Annotated in this window: 8 protein-coding genes, 1 tRNA gene and 3 rRNA genes; 9 read left to right on the top strand and 3 right to left on the bottom strand. The window is 65.0% G+C overall.

Annotated features, from left to right (window positions below):
* Nucleotides 1-13: 13 nt before the first annotated feature.
* Nucleotides 14-766: a 4-hydroxy-tetrahydrodipicolinate reductase gene (gene dapB, locus OHT52_RS05890; protein ID WP_328719073.1), complete on the top strand. Its 753-nt coding sequence runs from the start codon at nt 14-16 to the stop codon at nt 764-766.
* Between the two features lie 11 nt (nt 767-777).
* Complete coding sequence (locus OHT52_RS05885) at nt 778-1,230, top strand: tetratricopeptide repeat protein (protein WP_328719072.1); 453 nt, start codon at nt 778-780, stop codon at nt 1,228-1,230.
* A 78-nt stretch (nt 1,231-1,308) separates the two neighbouring features.
* Here OHT52_RS05885 and OHT52_RS05880 read toward each other — a convergent pair whose 3' ends face one another.
* The gene (locus OHT52_RS05880; RefSeq protein WP_328719071.1) at nt 1,309-1,857 is read right to left on the bottom strand and encodes a hypothetical protein; all 549 of its coding nucleotides are present in this window, start codon (nt 1,855-1,857) and stop codon (nt 1,309-1,311) included.
* Between the two features lie 94 nt (nt 1,858-1,951).
* A complete protein-coding gene (locus OHT52_RS05875) occupies nt 1,952-2,191 on the bottom strand; it encodes a hypothetical protein (RefSeq protein WP_328719070.1) in 240 nt (79 codons plus the stop codon).
* Nucleotides 2,192-2,365: 174 nt separating this feature from the next.
* On the opposite strand from OHT52_RS05875, the gene thyX reads away from it, so the two are divergent.
* The 7 genes from thyX to OHT52_RS05840 all read left to right on the top strand — a co-directional run bounded on the left by thyX (nt 2,366) and on the right by OHT52_RS05840 (nt 12,190).
* Nucleotides 2,366-3,103 (top strand): FAD-dependent thymidylate synthase, encoded by a 738-nt coding sequence (gene thyX, locus OHT52_RS05870; protein WP_328719069.1) that lies wholly within the window; start codon nt 2,366-2,368, stop codon nt 3,101-3,103.
* 152 nt (nt 3,104-3,255) lie between these two features.
* Complete coding sequence (gene dapA, locus OHT52_RS05865) at nt 3,256-4,155, top strand: 4-hydroxy-tetrahydrodipicolinate synthase (protein ID WP_328719068.1); 900 nt, start codon at nt 3,256-3,258, stop codon at nt 4,153-4,155.
* A gap of 146 nt (nt 4,156-4,301) precedes the next feature.
* Complete coding sequence (locus tag OHT52_RS05860; RefSeq protein ID WP_328719067.1) at nt 4,302-5,987, top strand: ribonuclease J; 1,686 nt, start codon at nt 4,302-4,304, stop codon at nt 5,985-5,987.
* Nucleotides 5,988-6,610: 623 nt separating this feature from the next.
* A 16S ribosomal RNA gene (locus tag OHT52_RS05855) occupies nt 6,611-8,136 on the top strand.
* A 298-nt stretch (nt 8,137-8,434) separates the two neighbouring features.
* A 23S ribosomal RNA gene (locus OHT52_RS05850) occupies nt 8,435-11,560 on the top strand.
* A 76-nt stretch (nt 11,561-11,636) separates the two neighbouring features.
* Nucleotides 11,637-11,753, top strand: a 5S ribosomal RNA gene (rrf, locus tag OHT52_RS05845).
* The 16S, 23S and 5S rRNA genes sit together here with 1 tRNA gene alongside, the layout of an rRNA operon.
* A 364-nt stretch (nt 11,754-12,117) precedes the next feature.
* Nucleotides 12,118-12,190, top strand: a tRNA-Thr gene (locus OHT52_RS05840).
* Nucleotides 12,191-12,287: 97 nt separating this feature from the next.
* Here the strand turns inward: OHT52_RS05840 and OHT52_RS05835 are convergent.
* Nucleotides 12,288-14,912 (bottom strand): SpoIIE family protein phosphatase, encoded by a 2,625-nt coding sequence (locus OHT52_RS05835; protein ID WP_328719066.1) that lies wholly within the window; start codon nt 14,910-14,912, stop codon nt 12,288-12,290.
* Nucleotides 14,913-14,992: the final 80 nt, after the last annotated feature.

Raw genomic sequence — 14,992 nt, 5'->3', positions numbered from 1 at the left:
GGAAGCAGAGCACATGAGCAAGCTGCGTGTGGCCGTCATCGGCGCCAAGGGCCGAATCGGATCGGAAGCGGTACGGGCCGTCGAGGCCGCCGAGGACCTGGAGCTGGTGGCCGCCCTCGGCCGGGGCGACGCGCTGGAGGCCCTTGACGAGGCCGGCGCCCAGGTCGCGGTGGAACTCACCAACCCCGACTCGGTGATGGACAACCTGGAGTTCTGCGTACGCAACGGCATCCACGCCGTCGTCGGCACCACCGGCTGGACCGACGAGCGCCTCACGCGGCTCACCGGCTGGCTGGACGCGTCCCCGGAGACCGGTGTGCTCATCGCACCGAACTTCTCCATCGGCGCCGTCCTCACCATGAAGTTCGCGCAGGCCGCAGCCCCTTGGTTCGAGTCGGTGGAGGTCATCGAACTCCACCACCCGAACAAGATCGACGCACCCTCCGGCACCGCGACCCGGACGGCTCAGCTCATCGCCGCAGCCCGCGCCGAGGCCGGGCTCGCGCCCCAGCCCGACGCCACCGCGACCGGACTGGACGGCGCCCGGGGCGCCGACGTGGACGGCGTGCCGGTGCACTCCGTACGGCTGCGCGGACTCCTCGCGCACCAGGAGGTACTGCTCGGCGGTGAGGGCGAGACCTTCACCCTGCGCCACGACTCCCTGCACCACAGCAGCTTCATGCCCGGCATCCTGCTGGGAGCCCGCCGCGTGGTCACCACTCCCGGCCTCACCTTCGGGCTGGAACACTTCCTCGATCTGAACTGACGGTCCCCGCCATGCGCGCAAAGATCTCGTACCTCGTCACCGCCGCCGTGCTGGTCTTCTACTTCGTCCTGGCCGGCAGCCGGGGTGTGCTCCTCATCCGGCACGGCACCCTGATCACGGTCACCTTCGGGGTGGCGGTGCTCATCCTGCCGGTGATCGGCGTCTGGTTCCTCTGGAAGAACACCCAGTTCGTGACCAGGGCCAACGCGCTCGCCGCGGAGCTGGAGGCCGAGGGCGGACTCCCGGTCGACGAGCTCGTCCGCACCCCGTCGGGCCGTATCGACCGGGACTCCGCCGACGCGGTCTTCGCCCGCCGCCGGGAGGAGACCGAGGACACCCCGGACGACTGGCGCTGCTGGTTCCGGCTGGCCGTCGCCTACCAGGACGCCCGCGACACGCCCAGGGCACGCAAGGCGATGCAGCGCGCCATCGCCCTGCACGCGAACAAGCCGGTACGGGCCTAGGCCGTACCGGCTTGTCGACCCCGGATCACCGGGGGTGGGGCAGGACCGCCTCGAACGCGGCGGACGGGAAGCGGCGCGTCAGCGCCGGTACTCGGCCGCCCACGCCTCGACGGCGTCGGTGGCCCGGTCGAACGCCTCGGACCGGGACAGGAAGTCCGCGTCGTGGTCCGTCATCAGCGGCGGCAGTGAGCCGGCGCCACGACGGTCCACGACCAGGGCCTGTCCCTGAACGGTCCGGGGGAAACCGAGCCATTTCACCGGCTGCTGGACCGTACGGACCGTCCCGGTCCGGCTCCACGCCACCGTGGTGGTGCGGAAGAAGCCGACCCGGCGTACGCCGTGCCGGCTCACCCACGCGCCGACGCGCAGCAGCCGCAGCGCGCAGGCGATCACCACCGCGGCGAGCGTCATGCAGAGCAGTGCGCCCGAGGGCTCACCGGCCAGACCGATGATCATCGCCGCGAACAGGACGAACGACGCCAGCAGCAGCAGTCCCGCCGCCGCCGAGACCCGCCAGGGTCCGGGACGGTAGGGCCGCCGCCAGCTGTCGTGATCGTCGAACGGCAGCGCGACGTCCTCCGCACCCGCGTCGAACGCGCGGTCGGCCGTCAGGAAGGGCAGGGGCACGACTGATCCTCACTCACAAGCACGCTCGTTATTGCTGTGCCCGGTGAGGCTACCGACGGCCTTCCGCTGCGACCACCCCAGGGGGCCGTACGAGTCAGCGATCCTGGGCCGCTTCGGACTTCTGGTGATGTGCGGGTGCCTGGTCGGGGTCGAGGGCGGGCAGCCCGAAGAGGAGCGAGCCCACCAGACCCGCGACCACGACGAGCCCCACGAGGGAGCGGCCCGCCAGCTCGGAGACGCTGGCGCGTTCCCGGGGCGGCGGAGTGACATTGCTGCGGAACCGCTCGGCCTCGGCTACGAACGAGAACGGGACGGATTCACGCCGGCGGAACATGAGGAAAATCTCCTTAGAGCTGTGGTGGAGGTGCTGCTGCAGTGTCAGACGCGCGGAACGCCGGATCGGTGCCCCTTTTCGCCGGACCGTTCGGAGTTTTCCCCGGAGCGAGCCCGGCACGCGGCCCCGTAGAGTGGACGCCGCCCGAGCGAAGCAATTGGAAGGACCCCGCCGGTGAGCGACACCCCCGAGCCCGCGAAGCCCAGTTTCCGCAGTGATGTCACCGTCGAACTGGTCAAACACGCCGCAGGCGACGCAGACGTCCTGTTCGCCGCCCGCGTGTCGACCGCGGGGGAGCAGTCGCTGGAGGAAGTCACCAAGGACCCGGAGCGTTCCAAGGGTCTCATCAATTATCTGATGCGCGACCGTCACGGCAGTCCTTTCGAGCACAACTCGATGACGTTCTTCATCAGCGCCCCGATCTTCGTGTTCCGCGAGTTCATGCGACACCGGGTCGGCTGGTCGTACAACGAGGAATCGGGCCGCTACCGGGAGCTCCAGCCCGTCTTCTACGTCCCCGGCGAGTCCCGCAAGCTGGTTCAGCAGGGCCGCCCCGGCAAGTACGAGTTCGTCGACGGCACCGAGGCGCAGGCCGACCTCACGGCCCGCGCCATGGAGGACTCGTACCGCCAGGCGTACGACGCCTACCAGGAGATGCTCGCCGCCGGAGTCGCCCGTGAGGTGGCCCGGGCCGTCCTGCCCGTCGGACTCTTCTCGTCGATGTACGCCACCTGCAACGCACGCTCGCTGATGCACTTCCTCGGGCTGCGCACCCAGCACGAACTCGCGACCGTCCCGTCCTTCCCGCAGCGCGAGATCGAGATGGTCGGCGAGCAGATGGAGGAGCACTGGGCGCGTCTCATGCCCCTCACTCATGCCGCCTTCAACAAAAACGGACGGGTAGCCCCGTAGGCGGTGTCCGTATTGCGGCGTTTCATGAAGTTCATCTAGGCTGATCAAACGGACCCGGCACTGCTTGAACCCCCGAGCAGGCAGTGCCGGGTTCCAAGATCGACGTCCCCCGAGGGGACTTCCCGGGCCGAGCAACGAGTAGCGTGTTACCCATGGCTCCGATCTCCACTCCGCAGACCCCCTTCGGGCGGGTCCTCACCGCTATGGTCACGCCCTTCACGGCGGACGGCGCACTCGACCTCGACGGCGCCCAGCGGCTCGCGACCCATCTGGTGGACGCGGGAAACGACGGCCTCGTCGTCAACGGCACCACCGGTGAGTCGCCCACCACCAGCGACGCGGAGAAAGACCAGCTCGTCCGAGCCGTACTCGAAGCGGTCGGCGACCGGGCCCACGTCGTCGCGGGCATCGGAACGAACGACACCCGCCACAGCGTCGGACTCGCCCGCGCCGCCGAACAGGCCGGGGCACACGGACTCCTCGCGGTGACCCCGTACTACAACAAGCCGCCGCAGGAGGGCCTGCACCGGCACTTCACCGCGATCGCCGACTCCACCGGCCTGCCGGTCATGCTGTACGACATCCCCGGGCGCAGCGGCGTGCCGATCGAGACCGAGACCCTCGTCCGGCTCGCGGAGCACCCGCGGATCGTGGCCAACAAGGACGCCAAGGGCGACCTCGGCCGCGCAGGATGGGCCATCGCGCGCTCCGGCCTCGCCTGGTACTCCGGCGACGACATGCTCAGCCTCCCGCTGCTCTCGGTGGGCGCGGTGGGTGTCGTGTCCGTCGTCGGCCACTTCGTCACCCCCGACCTGCGGGCCCTGATCGAGGCCTACCTCGGCGGCGACGTGCAGAAGGCCAAGGAGATCCACCAGAAGCTGCTTCCGGTCTTCACCGGGGTGTTCCGCACGCAGGGCGTCATCACCACGAAGGCGGCGCTCACCCTTCAGGGCCTCCCGGCCGGCCCGCTGCGCCTCCCGCTGGTGGAACTCACCGCGCAGGAGACGGCACAGCTCAAGGTCGACCTGGCCGCCGGTGGGGTAGAGCTGTAACCACGGACTTCACAACTGAATACGCGAGACAACCGCATACGCGAGGAAAGCTCGCACGCGTTCATCCCCTGACAACAGCAAGTGCACGAATGACACACACGCCACGTGCCCAAGCGGTACGTGGCGTGCGTGGTAAGGAGAGTCTTTTGAGTCATCCGCATCCTGAACTCGGTACCCCGCCGAAGCTCCCGAAGGGCGCCCTGAGGGTCACTCCCCTCGGCGGCCTCGGCGAGATCGGCCGCAACATGACGGTCTTCGAGTACGGCGGCCGCCTGCTCATCGTCGACTGCGGCGTCCTCTTCCCCGAGGAGGAGCAGCCGGGCATCGACCTGATCCTGCCGGACTTCACCACGATCCGGGACCGCCTGGACGACGTGGAGGGCATCGTCCTCACGCACGGCCACGAGGACCACATCGGCGGCGTGCCGTACCTGCTGCGCCTGAAGCCCGACATCCCGCTGATCGGCTCCAAGCTCACGCTCGCGCTGATCGAGGCGAAGCTCCAGGAGCACCGCATCCGCCCGTACACCCTCGAGGTCGTCGAGGGGCAGCGGGAGCGCATCGGCGTCTTCGACTGCGAGTTCATCGCGGTCAACCACTCCATCCCGGACGCCCTCGCGGTCGCCATCCGCACCCCCGCGGGCATGGCGGTCGCCACCGGCGACTTCAAGATGGACCAGCTCCCGCTGGACGGCCGGCTCACCGACCTGCACGCGTTCGCGCGGCTCAGCGAGGAGGGCATCGACCTCCTCCTCTCCGACTCGACGAACGCCGAGGTCCCGGGCTTCGTCCCGCCGGAGAAGGACATCTCCAACGTCCTGCGCACGGTCTTCGCCAACGCCGACAAGCGGATCATCGTGGCGAGCTTCGCCAGCCACGTCCACCGCATCCAGCAGATCCTGGACGCCGCCCACGAGTACGGCCGCCGGGTCGCCTTCGTCGGCCGCTCGATGGTCCGCAACATGGGCATCGCCCGTGACCTGGGCTATCTCAAGGTGCCGGCCGGGCTCGTCGTCGACGTCAAGACGCTCGACGACCTCCCGGACGACGAGGTGGTCCTCGTCTGCACGGGTTCGCAGGGCGAGCCCATGGCCGCGCTGTCGCGCATGGCCAACCGCGACCACCAGATCCGGATCGTCCAGGGCGACACGGTCATCCTGGCGTCGTCGCTCATCCCGGGCAACGAGAACGCGGTCTACCGCGTGATCAACGGCCTGACCCGCTGGGGTGCCAACGTCGTCCACAAGGGCAACGCCAAGGTGCACGTCTCGGGTCACGCCTCGGCCGGCGAGCTGCTGTACTTCTACAACATCTGCAAGCCGAAGAACCTGATGCCGGTGCACGGCGAGTGGCGCCACCTGCGGGCCAACGCCGAGCTGGGCGCGCTGACGGGTGTTCCCAAGGACCACATCGTCATCGCGGAGGACGGCGTGGTCGTCGACCTCATCGACGGCAAGGCGAAGATCGTCGGCAAGGTCCAGGCGGGCTACGTCTACGTGGACGGCCTCTCGGTCGGCGACGTCACCGAGACCTCCCTCAAGGACCGCCGCATCCTCGGCGACGAGGGCATCATCTCGGTCTTCATCGTGGTCGACACCAACTCCGGCAAGATCGTGGGCGGTCCCCACATCCAGGCCCGGGGCTCCGGTATCGACGACGCGGCGTTCACCGCCGTCGTACCGAAGATCGAGGAAGCCCTCAACAAGTCGGCCCAGGACGGCGTCATGGAGCCGCACCAGCTCCAGCAGCTGATCCGCCGCTCGGTGGGCAAGTGGGTCTCCGACACCTACCGCCGGCGCCCGATGATCCTCCCGGTCGTCGTGGAGGTCTGATCCTCACCGACGGTCCGACTGGAGCGGGGTGCCTCGATTTGCATCGAGGCACCCCGCTCCAGTACGTTTGGCTCTCCGCCGAACGGGAAGCAGTACGCGCACTTGTGCGCCGAGACGCTTCTGTTCGGAGCGGAAATTCCGACTCAGAATCTCTGATAAAGTCGGCACCGCCGAAAGGCAAAGGCCTCCGACAGGCCGCCGGAATCAAATTCGGACCGGAAACGGGAAGAAAAAGAGTCTGGTAAAGTCGGACTCGCCGGAAAGGGAAACGCGAAAGCGAAGAACTGGAAAGCGGAAATCGCTTGACCCGCTTCGACCGGGAATCGGACCGATAAGAGTCTGATAGAGTCGGAAACGCAAGAACGAAGGGAAGCGCCCGGAGGGCCCCGGTGAAACGGGACCGAAGGAAGCGTCCGTTCCTTGAGAACTCAACAGCGTGCCAAAAGTCAACGCCAGATATGTTGATACCCCGGCCTGCTTCGGCAGGTTGGTGGTTCCTTTGAAAAGTCCTACCGGTGCTTAACGGTCCGGTGGGCAACAACAGCGAGGACGCTGTGAACGACCGGTCATATTCCGACCTGGTCGTTCCGCTCTCGTGTTGTGATCCCGATTACGGGAAAACATTCACGGAGAGTTTGATCCTGGCTCAGGACGAACGCTGGCGGCGTGCTTAACACATGCAAGTCGAACGATGAAGCCTTTCGGGGTGGATTAGTGGCGAACGGGTGAGTAACACGTGGGCAATCTGCCCTTCACTCTGGGACAAGCCCTGGAAACGGGGTCTAATACCGGATAACACTCTGTCCCGCATGGGACGGGGTTAAAAGCTCCGGCGGTGAAGGATGAGCCCGCGGCCTATCAGCTTGTTGGTGGGGTAATGGCCTACCAAGGCGACGACGGGTAGCCGGCCTGAGAGGGCGACCGGCCACACTGGGACTGAGACACGGCCCAGACTCCTACGGGAGGCAGCAGTGGGGAATATTGCACAATGGGCGAAAGCCTGATGCAGCGACGCCGCGTGAGGGATGACGGCCTTCGGGTTGTAAACCTCTTTCAGCAGGGAAGAAGCGAAAGTGACGGTACCTGCAGAAGAAGCGCCGGCTAACTACGTGCCAGCAGCCGCGGTAATACGTAGGGCGCAAGCGTTGTCCGGAATTATTGGGCGTAAAGAGCTCGTAGGCGGCTTGTCACGTCGGATGTGAAAGCCCGGGGCTTAACCCCGGGTCTGCATTCGATACGGGCTAGCTAGAGTGTGGTAGGGGAGATCGGAATTCCTGGTGTAGCGGTGAAATGCGCAGATATCAGGAGGAACACCGGTGGCGAAGGCGGATCTCTGGGCCATTACTGACGCTGAGGAGCGAAAGCGTGGGGAGCGAACAGGATTAGATACCCTGGTAGTCCACGCCGTAAACGTTGGGAACTAGGTGTTGGCGACATTCCACGTCGTCGGTGCCGCAGCTAACGCATTAAGTTCCCCGCCTGGGGAGTACGGCCGCAAGGCTAAAACTCAAAGGAATTGACGGGGGCCCGCACAAGCAGCGGAGCATGTGGCTTAATTCGACGCAACGCGAAGAACCTTACCAAGGCTTGACATATACCGGAAAGTGCCAGAGATGGTTCCCCCCTTGTGGTCGGTATACAGGTGGTGCATGGCTGTCGTCAGCTCGTGTCGTGAGATGTTGGGTTAAGTCCCGCAACGAGCGCAACCCTTGTTCTGTGTTGCCAGCATGCCCTTCGGGGTGATGGGGACTCACAGGAGACTGCCGGGGTCAACTCGGAGGAAGGTGGGGACGACGTCAAGTCATCATGCCCCTTATGTCTTGGGCTGCACACGTGCTACAATGGCCGGTACAATGAGCTGCGATGCCGCGAGGCGGAGCGAATCTCAAAAAGCCGGTCTCAGTTCGGATTGGGGTCTGCAACTCGACCCCATGAAGTCGGAGTTGCTAGTAATCGCAGATCAGCATTGCTGCGGTGAATACGTTCCCGGGCCTTGTACACACCGCCCGTCACGTCACGAAAGTCGGTAACACCCGAAGCCGGTGGCCCAACCCCTTGTGGGAGGGAGCTGTCGAAGGTGGGACTGGCGATTGGGACGAAGTCGTAACAAGGTAGCCGTACCGGAAGGTGCGGCTGGATCACCTCCTTTCTAAGGAGCATTTCTTACCAGGCTTCGGTTTGGTCAGAGGCCAGTACACCGGCGAATGTTCGGTGCTGGTTGCTCATGGGTGGAACGTTGACTATTCGGCACGGTTGGTTGGTTGTTGCGAGTACTGCTTCGGCGTGGAAAGTAATGATGGATCGGTCGTGTCGGGCACGTTGTTGGGTATCTGAGGGTACGGCCGATTGGCTGCCTTCAGTCCGGTCCCAGTGAACTCGGCCGTGAGGTCGGGGTGATGGGTGGCTGGTTGTTGTTTGAGAACTGCACAGTGGACGCGAGCATCTGTGGCCAAGTTTTTAAGGGCGCACGGTGGATGCCTTGGCACCAGGAACCGATGAAGGACGTGGGAGGCCACGATAGTCCCCGGGGAGCTGTCAACCTAGCTTTGATCCGGGGGTTTCCGAATGGGGAAACCCGGCAGTCGTCATGGGCTGTCACCCGCTGCTGAACACATAGGCAGTGTGGAGGGAACGAGGGGAAGTGAAACATCTCAGTACCCTCAGGAAGAGAAAACAACCGTGATTCCGGGAGTAGTGGCGAGCGAAACTGGATCAGGCCAAACCGTATGTGTGTGATACCCGGCAGGGGTTGCGCATGCGGGGTTGTGGGATCTCTCTTTCACAGTCTGCCGGCTGTGAGACGAGTCAGAAACCGTTGATGTAGGCGAAGGACATGCGAAAGGTCCGGCGTAGAGGGTAAGACCCCCGTAGCTGAAACATCAACGGCTCGTTTGAGAGACACCCAAGTAGCACGGGGCCCGAGAAATCCCGTGTGAATCTGGCGGGACCACCCGCTAAGCCTAAATATTCCCTGGTGACCGATAGCGGATAGTACCGTGAGGGAATGGTGAAAAGTACCGCGGGAGCGGAGTGAAATAGTACCTGAAACCGTGTGCCTACAAGCCGTGGGAGCGTCGCTGTATGTGCTTGCACATGCAGTCGTGACTGCGTGCCTTTTGAAGAATGAGCCTGCGAGTTAGCGGTGTGTAGCGAGGTTAACCCGTGTGGGGAAGCCGTAGCGAAAGCGAGTCCGAATAGGGCGATTGAGTTGCACGCTCTAGACCCGAAGCGGAGTGATCTAGCCATGGGCAGGTTGAAGCGGAGGTAAGACTTCGTGGAGGACCGAACCCACCAGGGTTGAAAACCTGGGGGATGACCTGTGGTTAGGGGTGAAAGGCCAATCAAACTCCGTGATAGCTGGTTCTCCCCGAAATGCATTTAGGTGCAGCGTCGTGTGTTTCTTGCCGGAGGTAGAGCACTGGATAGGCGATGGGCCCCAACGGGTTACTGACCTTAGCCAAACTCCGAATGCCGGTAAGTGAGAGCGCGGCAGTGAGACTGTGGGGGATAAGCTCCATGGTCGAGAGGGAAACAGCCCAGAGCATCGACTAAGGCCCCTAAGCGTACGCTAAGTGGGAAAGGATGTGGAGTCGCAGAGACAACCAGGAGGTTGGCTTAGAAGCAGCCACCCTTGAAAGAGTGCGTAATAGCTCACTGGTCAAGTGATTCCGCGCCGACAATGTAGCGGGGCTCAAGCGTACCGCCGAAGTCGTGTCATTCACACATATAGGGCCAACGCCTGTGTGGATGGGTAGGGGAGCGTCGTGTGCCGGGTGAAGCAGCCGCGGAAGCGAGTTGTGGACGGTTCACGAGTGAGAATGCAGGCATGAGTAGCGATACACACGTGAGAAACGTGTGCGCCGATTGACTAAGGGTTCCTGGGTCAAGCTGATCTGCCCAGGGTAAGTCGGGACCTAAGGCGAGGCCGACAGGCGTAGTCGATGGACAACCGGTTGATATTCCGGTACCCGCTTTGAAACGCCCAGTACTGAATCAGGCGATGTTAAGTCCGTGAAGCCGGCCCGATCTCTTCGGAGTTGAGGGTAGTGGTGGAGCCGATGAACCAGACTTGTAGTAGGTAAGCGATGGGGTGACGCAGGAAGGTAGTCCAGCCCGGGCGGTGGTTGTCCCGGGGTAAGGGTGTAGGCCGTGTGGTAGGCAAATCCGTCACACGTTAAGGCTGAGACCTGATGCCGAGCCGATTGTGGCGAAGTGGATGATCCTATGCTGTCGAGAAAAGCCTCTAGCGAGTTTCATGGCGGCCCGTACCCTAAACCGACTCAGGTAGTCAGGTAGAGAATACCGAGGCGTTCGGGTGAACTATGGTTAAGGAACTCGGCAAAATGCCCCCGTAACTTCGGGAGAAGGGGGGCCATCACTGGTGATCCGATTTACTCGGTGAGCTGGGGGTGGCCGCAGAGACCAGCGAGAAGCGACTGTTTACTAAAAACACAGGTCCGTGCGAAGCCGTAAGGCGATGTATACGGACTGACGCCTGCCCGGTGCTGGAACGTTAAGGGGACCGGTTAGCTGACTTTCGGGTCGGCGAAGCTGAGAACTTAAGCGCCAGTAAACGGCGGTGGTAACTATAACCATCCTAAGGTAGCGAAATTCCTTGTCGGGTAAGTTCCGACCTGCACGAATGGCGTAACGACTTCTCGACTGTCTCAACCATAGGCCCGGTGAAATTGCACTACGAGTAAAGATGCTCGTTTCGCGCAGCAGGACGGAAAGACCCCGGGACCTTTACTACAGTTTGATATTGGTGTTCGGTTCGGCTTGTGTAGGATAGGTGGGAGACTTTGAAGCGGCCACGCCAGTGGTTGTGGAGTCGCCGTTGAAATACCACTCTGGTCGTGCTGGATGTCTAACCTCGGTCCGTGATCCGGATCAGGGACAGTGTCTGATGGGTAGTTTAACTGGGGCGGTTGCCTCCTAAAGAGTAACGGAGGCGCCCAAAGGTTCCCTCAGCCTGGTTGGCAATCAGGTGTTGAGTGTAAGTGCACAAGGGAGCTTGACTGTGAGACCGACGGGTCGAGCAGGGACGAAAGTCGGGACTAGTGATCCGGCAGTGGCTTGTGGAAGCGCTGTCGCTCAACGGATAAAAGGTACCCCGGGGATAACAGGCTGATCTTCCCCAAGAGTCCATATCGACGGGATGGTTTGGCACCTCGATGTCGGCTCGTCGCATCCTGGGGCTGGAGTCGGTCCCAAGGGTTGGGCTGTTCGCCCATTAAAGCGGTACGCGAGCTGGGTTTAGAACGTCGTGAGACAGTTCGGTCCCTATCCGCTGTGCGCGTAGGAATATTGAGAAGGGCTGTCCCTAGTACGAGAGGACCGGGACGGACGAACCTCTGGTGTGCCAGTTGTCCTGCCAAGGGCATGGCTGGTTGGCTACGTTCGGAAAGGATAACCGCTGAAAGCATCTAAGCGGGAAGCCTGCTTCGAGATGAGTATTCCCACCCCCTTTGAGGGGTTAAGGCTCCCAGTAGACGACTGGGTTGATAGGCCAGATGTGGAAGCCCGGTAACGGGTGGAGCTGACTGGTACTAATAGGCCGAGGGCTTGTCCTCAGTTGCTCGCGTCCACTGTGTTGGTTCTGAAATAACAACCGCCGTGTTTTCATCCGGTTGGTTAATTTCATAGTGTTTCGGTGGTCATTGCGTTAGGGAAACGCCCGGTTACATTTCGAACCCGGAAGCTAAGCCTTTCAGCGCCGATGGTACTGCAGGGGGGACCCTGTGGGAGAGTAGGACGCCGCCGAACAATTTTTCCGGGAGACCCCCGTGCCTTGTGGCACGGGGGTTTTCTGCGTTCACGGGCAATTCCGTGTACCTGGTCCGGGGTGGAATTCCTGAGCCGGCGGGCCCACGGGCGGCTGAGCCGCTGGACCGGGCTCAAGGCCCACCAGCAGGCCGACCTACCCGATGCTCGCGGCGCCGACCAGGGCCCGACCAGGGCCCCTTGCGGAGGACTCTCCGCAGCGGCTGCGGAGCGGTGGCTTCCTGTCGAACACGTGGTGAACCGGCGGCCCGTGACGGGTCCTCGGGAATGTTCGGTTTCCGCGTGGCAAGTGGTTCTGGGCACCCCGGAACTGGGGTATGCTTATCTCGTTGCACAGCGCAGCAAGGCCCCAATAGCTCAGTCGGTAGAGCGTCTCCATGGTAAGGAGAAGGTCTGCGGTTCGATTCCGCATTGGGGCTCAGTGAGAAGAAGGCCCCCACCATCAGGTGGGGGCCTTCTTGCTTCTCCCGTACTCTTCCCGGGCCGCCCTCGGGCGGCCCGGGAAAAGGCTCCGGATCAGACCGTCTGCGGCTCGGGAACGCGCATGGCGAGGATGGCCATGTCGTCCGAGGCCGGCTCGGCGGCGAACCGCTCGACGGCCCGCAGGACGCGTGCGGCCACCGCTCCGGCCGTCAGCCCCGTGCAGTTGGCCAGGACCTCCGCCAGTCCGTCGTCCCCGAGCATGCGGGTTCCCTCGCGGCGCTCGGTGATGCCGTCCGTGACACAGAGCAGGACGTCGCCGGGGGCGAGCGTGATCTCCTGCTCGAACAGCTCCAGGTCCTCGATGACGCCGAGCAGCGGCTGCGGCTCGGCGGCGGCCTGCACCGTGCCGTCCTGACGGAGGCGGAGCGGCAGGGGGTGGCCGGCGCACACGACCTTCAGAAGGGCGCTGCCGTCCTCCTGGGGGCGCAGCTCGCCGTACAGGAGCGTGAGGAAGCGGCTGCGGGCACCCTCGTCGAGGATGGCCGCGTTGAGGCGCTCCAGCACCGCCGGGCCGCCGAAGCCCTCGCGGGCGAGCAGGCGCAGGGCGTGCCGGGCGAGCCCCGTGACGGCCGCGGCCTCGGGACCCGTACCGCATACGTCGCCGATGGCGAAGCCGTAGACGCCGTCGCGGATCGGGAAGACGTCGTAGAAGTCGCCACCGACCTCGTTGCCCTCGCCGGCGGCGCGGTAGATGACCTCGATCTCGACGTTCGGTACCACCGGCTGGCTCGGGGGCAGCAAGCTGCGCTGGAGCGCCTGGCTGATGGCCGTGCGCTCGGAGTAGAGCCGGGCGTTGTCCAGCGCGAGGGCGGCCCGCCGGGAGAGGTCCTCCGCGAGTTCCAGGATCTCCTGGCGGAAGTGGTCGTCCGACGGTTTGCCGAGCGTGAGCATGCCGATGACACGGTTACGGGCGACGAGGGGGAGCACGACCGTCTCCCCGCCCACCGCGGCGGCCGTGGCGAGCGTCGTGCGGGTGGAGTTGGCCATGCTCAACGGGGCGTCACTGCTCAGGCTCCGCATCGAGGTGCGCAGCGCCGCCTCGTGGGCGGCCTTGCTCGGGGCACCCCACACACGGGCTCCCGGGGAGGGCACCGGCTCGGGCGGATCGATGCGGGACAGCAGGGCCTTGAGCCCGTCGATCAGATCCTCGTCCTCGTGCAGGACGAAGGAGAGGAAGGGTTCCGAGGCCGGATCGGCGATGGTGTAGACGGCGCACCAGGTGGCGAGCTTGGGAACGGTCATCTGGGCCATGAGGGCCAGAGTCTGGTCCCGGTCGAGCGTCCCGGCCAGCAGGTCGGACGCCTCGACGAGGAAGGAGAGGGAACCCCTGCGGAGACGTTCCAGCTCGCCGAGGCGCGCCGACTCCACGGCGAGCGCGATGCGGTCGGCGGCGAACTGGAGGCGCAGGGCCTCCTCGTTGGTGTACCGCCCCGCGGCCTCGGCGGCGACGCCCAGCGATCCGGTGAGTCGGCCCTCCACCTTCAGCGGCACCGTCACCACCGAGCGCATCCCCGTGCCGTCCAGCAACGGAACGGCGCCCTCCGTGGCCGTCAGGTCCTCGTGCACGGCCGGCATCCGGGCGGAGCCGTAACGGCCGGCGCCCGCCTCGACGGGGACCCGGGCGAAGCGCTGACGGGCGGAGGGCAGGCCGGTGGTGGCACGGACCTCGAGTTCGGTCTCGTCGTCCGTGGCCAGGAGCAGGAAGGCGGCGTCCGCGTCGAGCATGTCGCGAGCCCGCTCGACGGTGCGTTGGAGCAGTCCGTCCAGGTCGTCGGGTGCGGGGGAGCCGATGAACACCTCGAAGGGGTCGGCCGAGCGGCTCTCGCCGGTGTCGGTGACCGGTGCCCGCACCGGGCTCTGCAACACCGCGCGCTCGTCGTCGCGGACCATCAGACAGACCGTGGAGGGGGAACCCGCGATGTCCCGGACCCGCAGGTGCGAGGCGTAGACGGGGACGACCCGGCCGTCCGCGCACCGGAAGCCGTAACTCCCCTCCCAGCGCGACAGTTGGAGCGCGGCGGCGACGCCGGTGCTGGTGCCCGGGGTCTGCGGCCAGGCGGCGAACTCGGTGAGCTGCTTGCCCACGACCTGCTCGGGGGCGTAGCCGAAGAGGAACGAGGCGTCCTCGTTCCAGGAGGCCACGGCCCCGGCCATGTCGATCTGGACGACGGCGACCCGGATGCGGCGGTCGGCGACCGGCAGGCTCTCGACGGGGAGGAGCGGGCCGGCGGAACGGATGCCCACCGGCCGGTCGGGCAGGTCCAGCTGGAACCAGACGTGTTTGCGGGTGGGGGTGTACTCCACGCCCCAGCGGGACGCCAGCGCGGCGCAGAGCAGCAGGCCCCGGCCGCCCTCCCGGTCCGGGCTGCCGAAGTCGACCGCCGTGCTCTGGAGCGGGACCTCGCGCTCCGGGTAGTGGTCGGCGACCTCGACGCGCACCCCGTCCTCCGAGCGCAGGCAGAGGACGTCCGCGGCGGTGCCCGCGTGCACGACCGCGTTGGTCACCAGCTCGCTGGTGAGGACGACGGCGTCGTCGATGACGTCGGTGTAGCCCCATCCCTGGAGCGTGTCCCGGACGAAGGCGCGGGCTGTCGCTACCGAGCGACCGGCCGGTTCGAAGGTGGCGGCCGCCCGCGCGGTGATCACTGCACTCCCCATATGGTGTCGCGTCGCTTCCCCGAGTCCAGTGCCCGTATCTCGCCGCTTCGTCTCGCCCGAAAGCTGCCCGTGGTCCTGGC

Origin of the sequence: Streptomyces sp. NBC_00247, assembly GCF_036188265.1 — a bacterium.
Taxonomy (GTDB): Bacteria; Actinomycetota; Actinomycetes; order Streptomycetales; family Streptomycetaceae; genus Streptomyces.
Note: the sequence above shows the minus strand (reverse complement) of the source record. Positions and strands in the feature narration are given on the sequence as shown.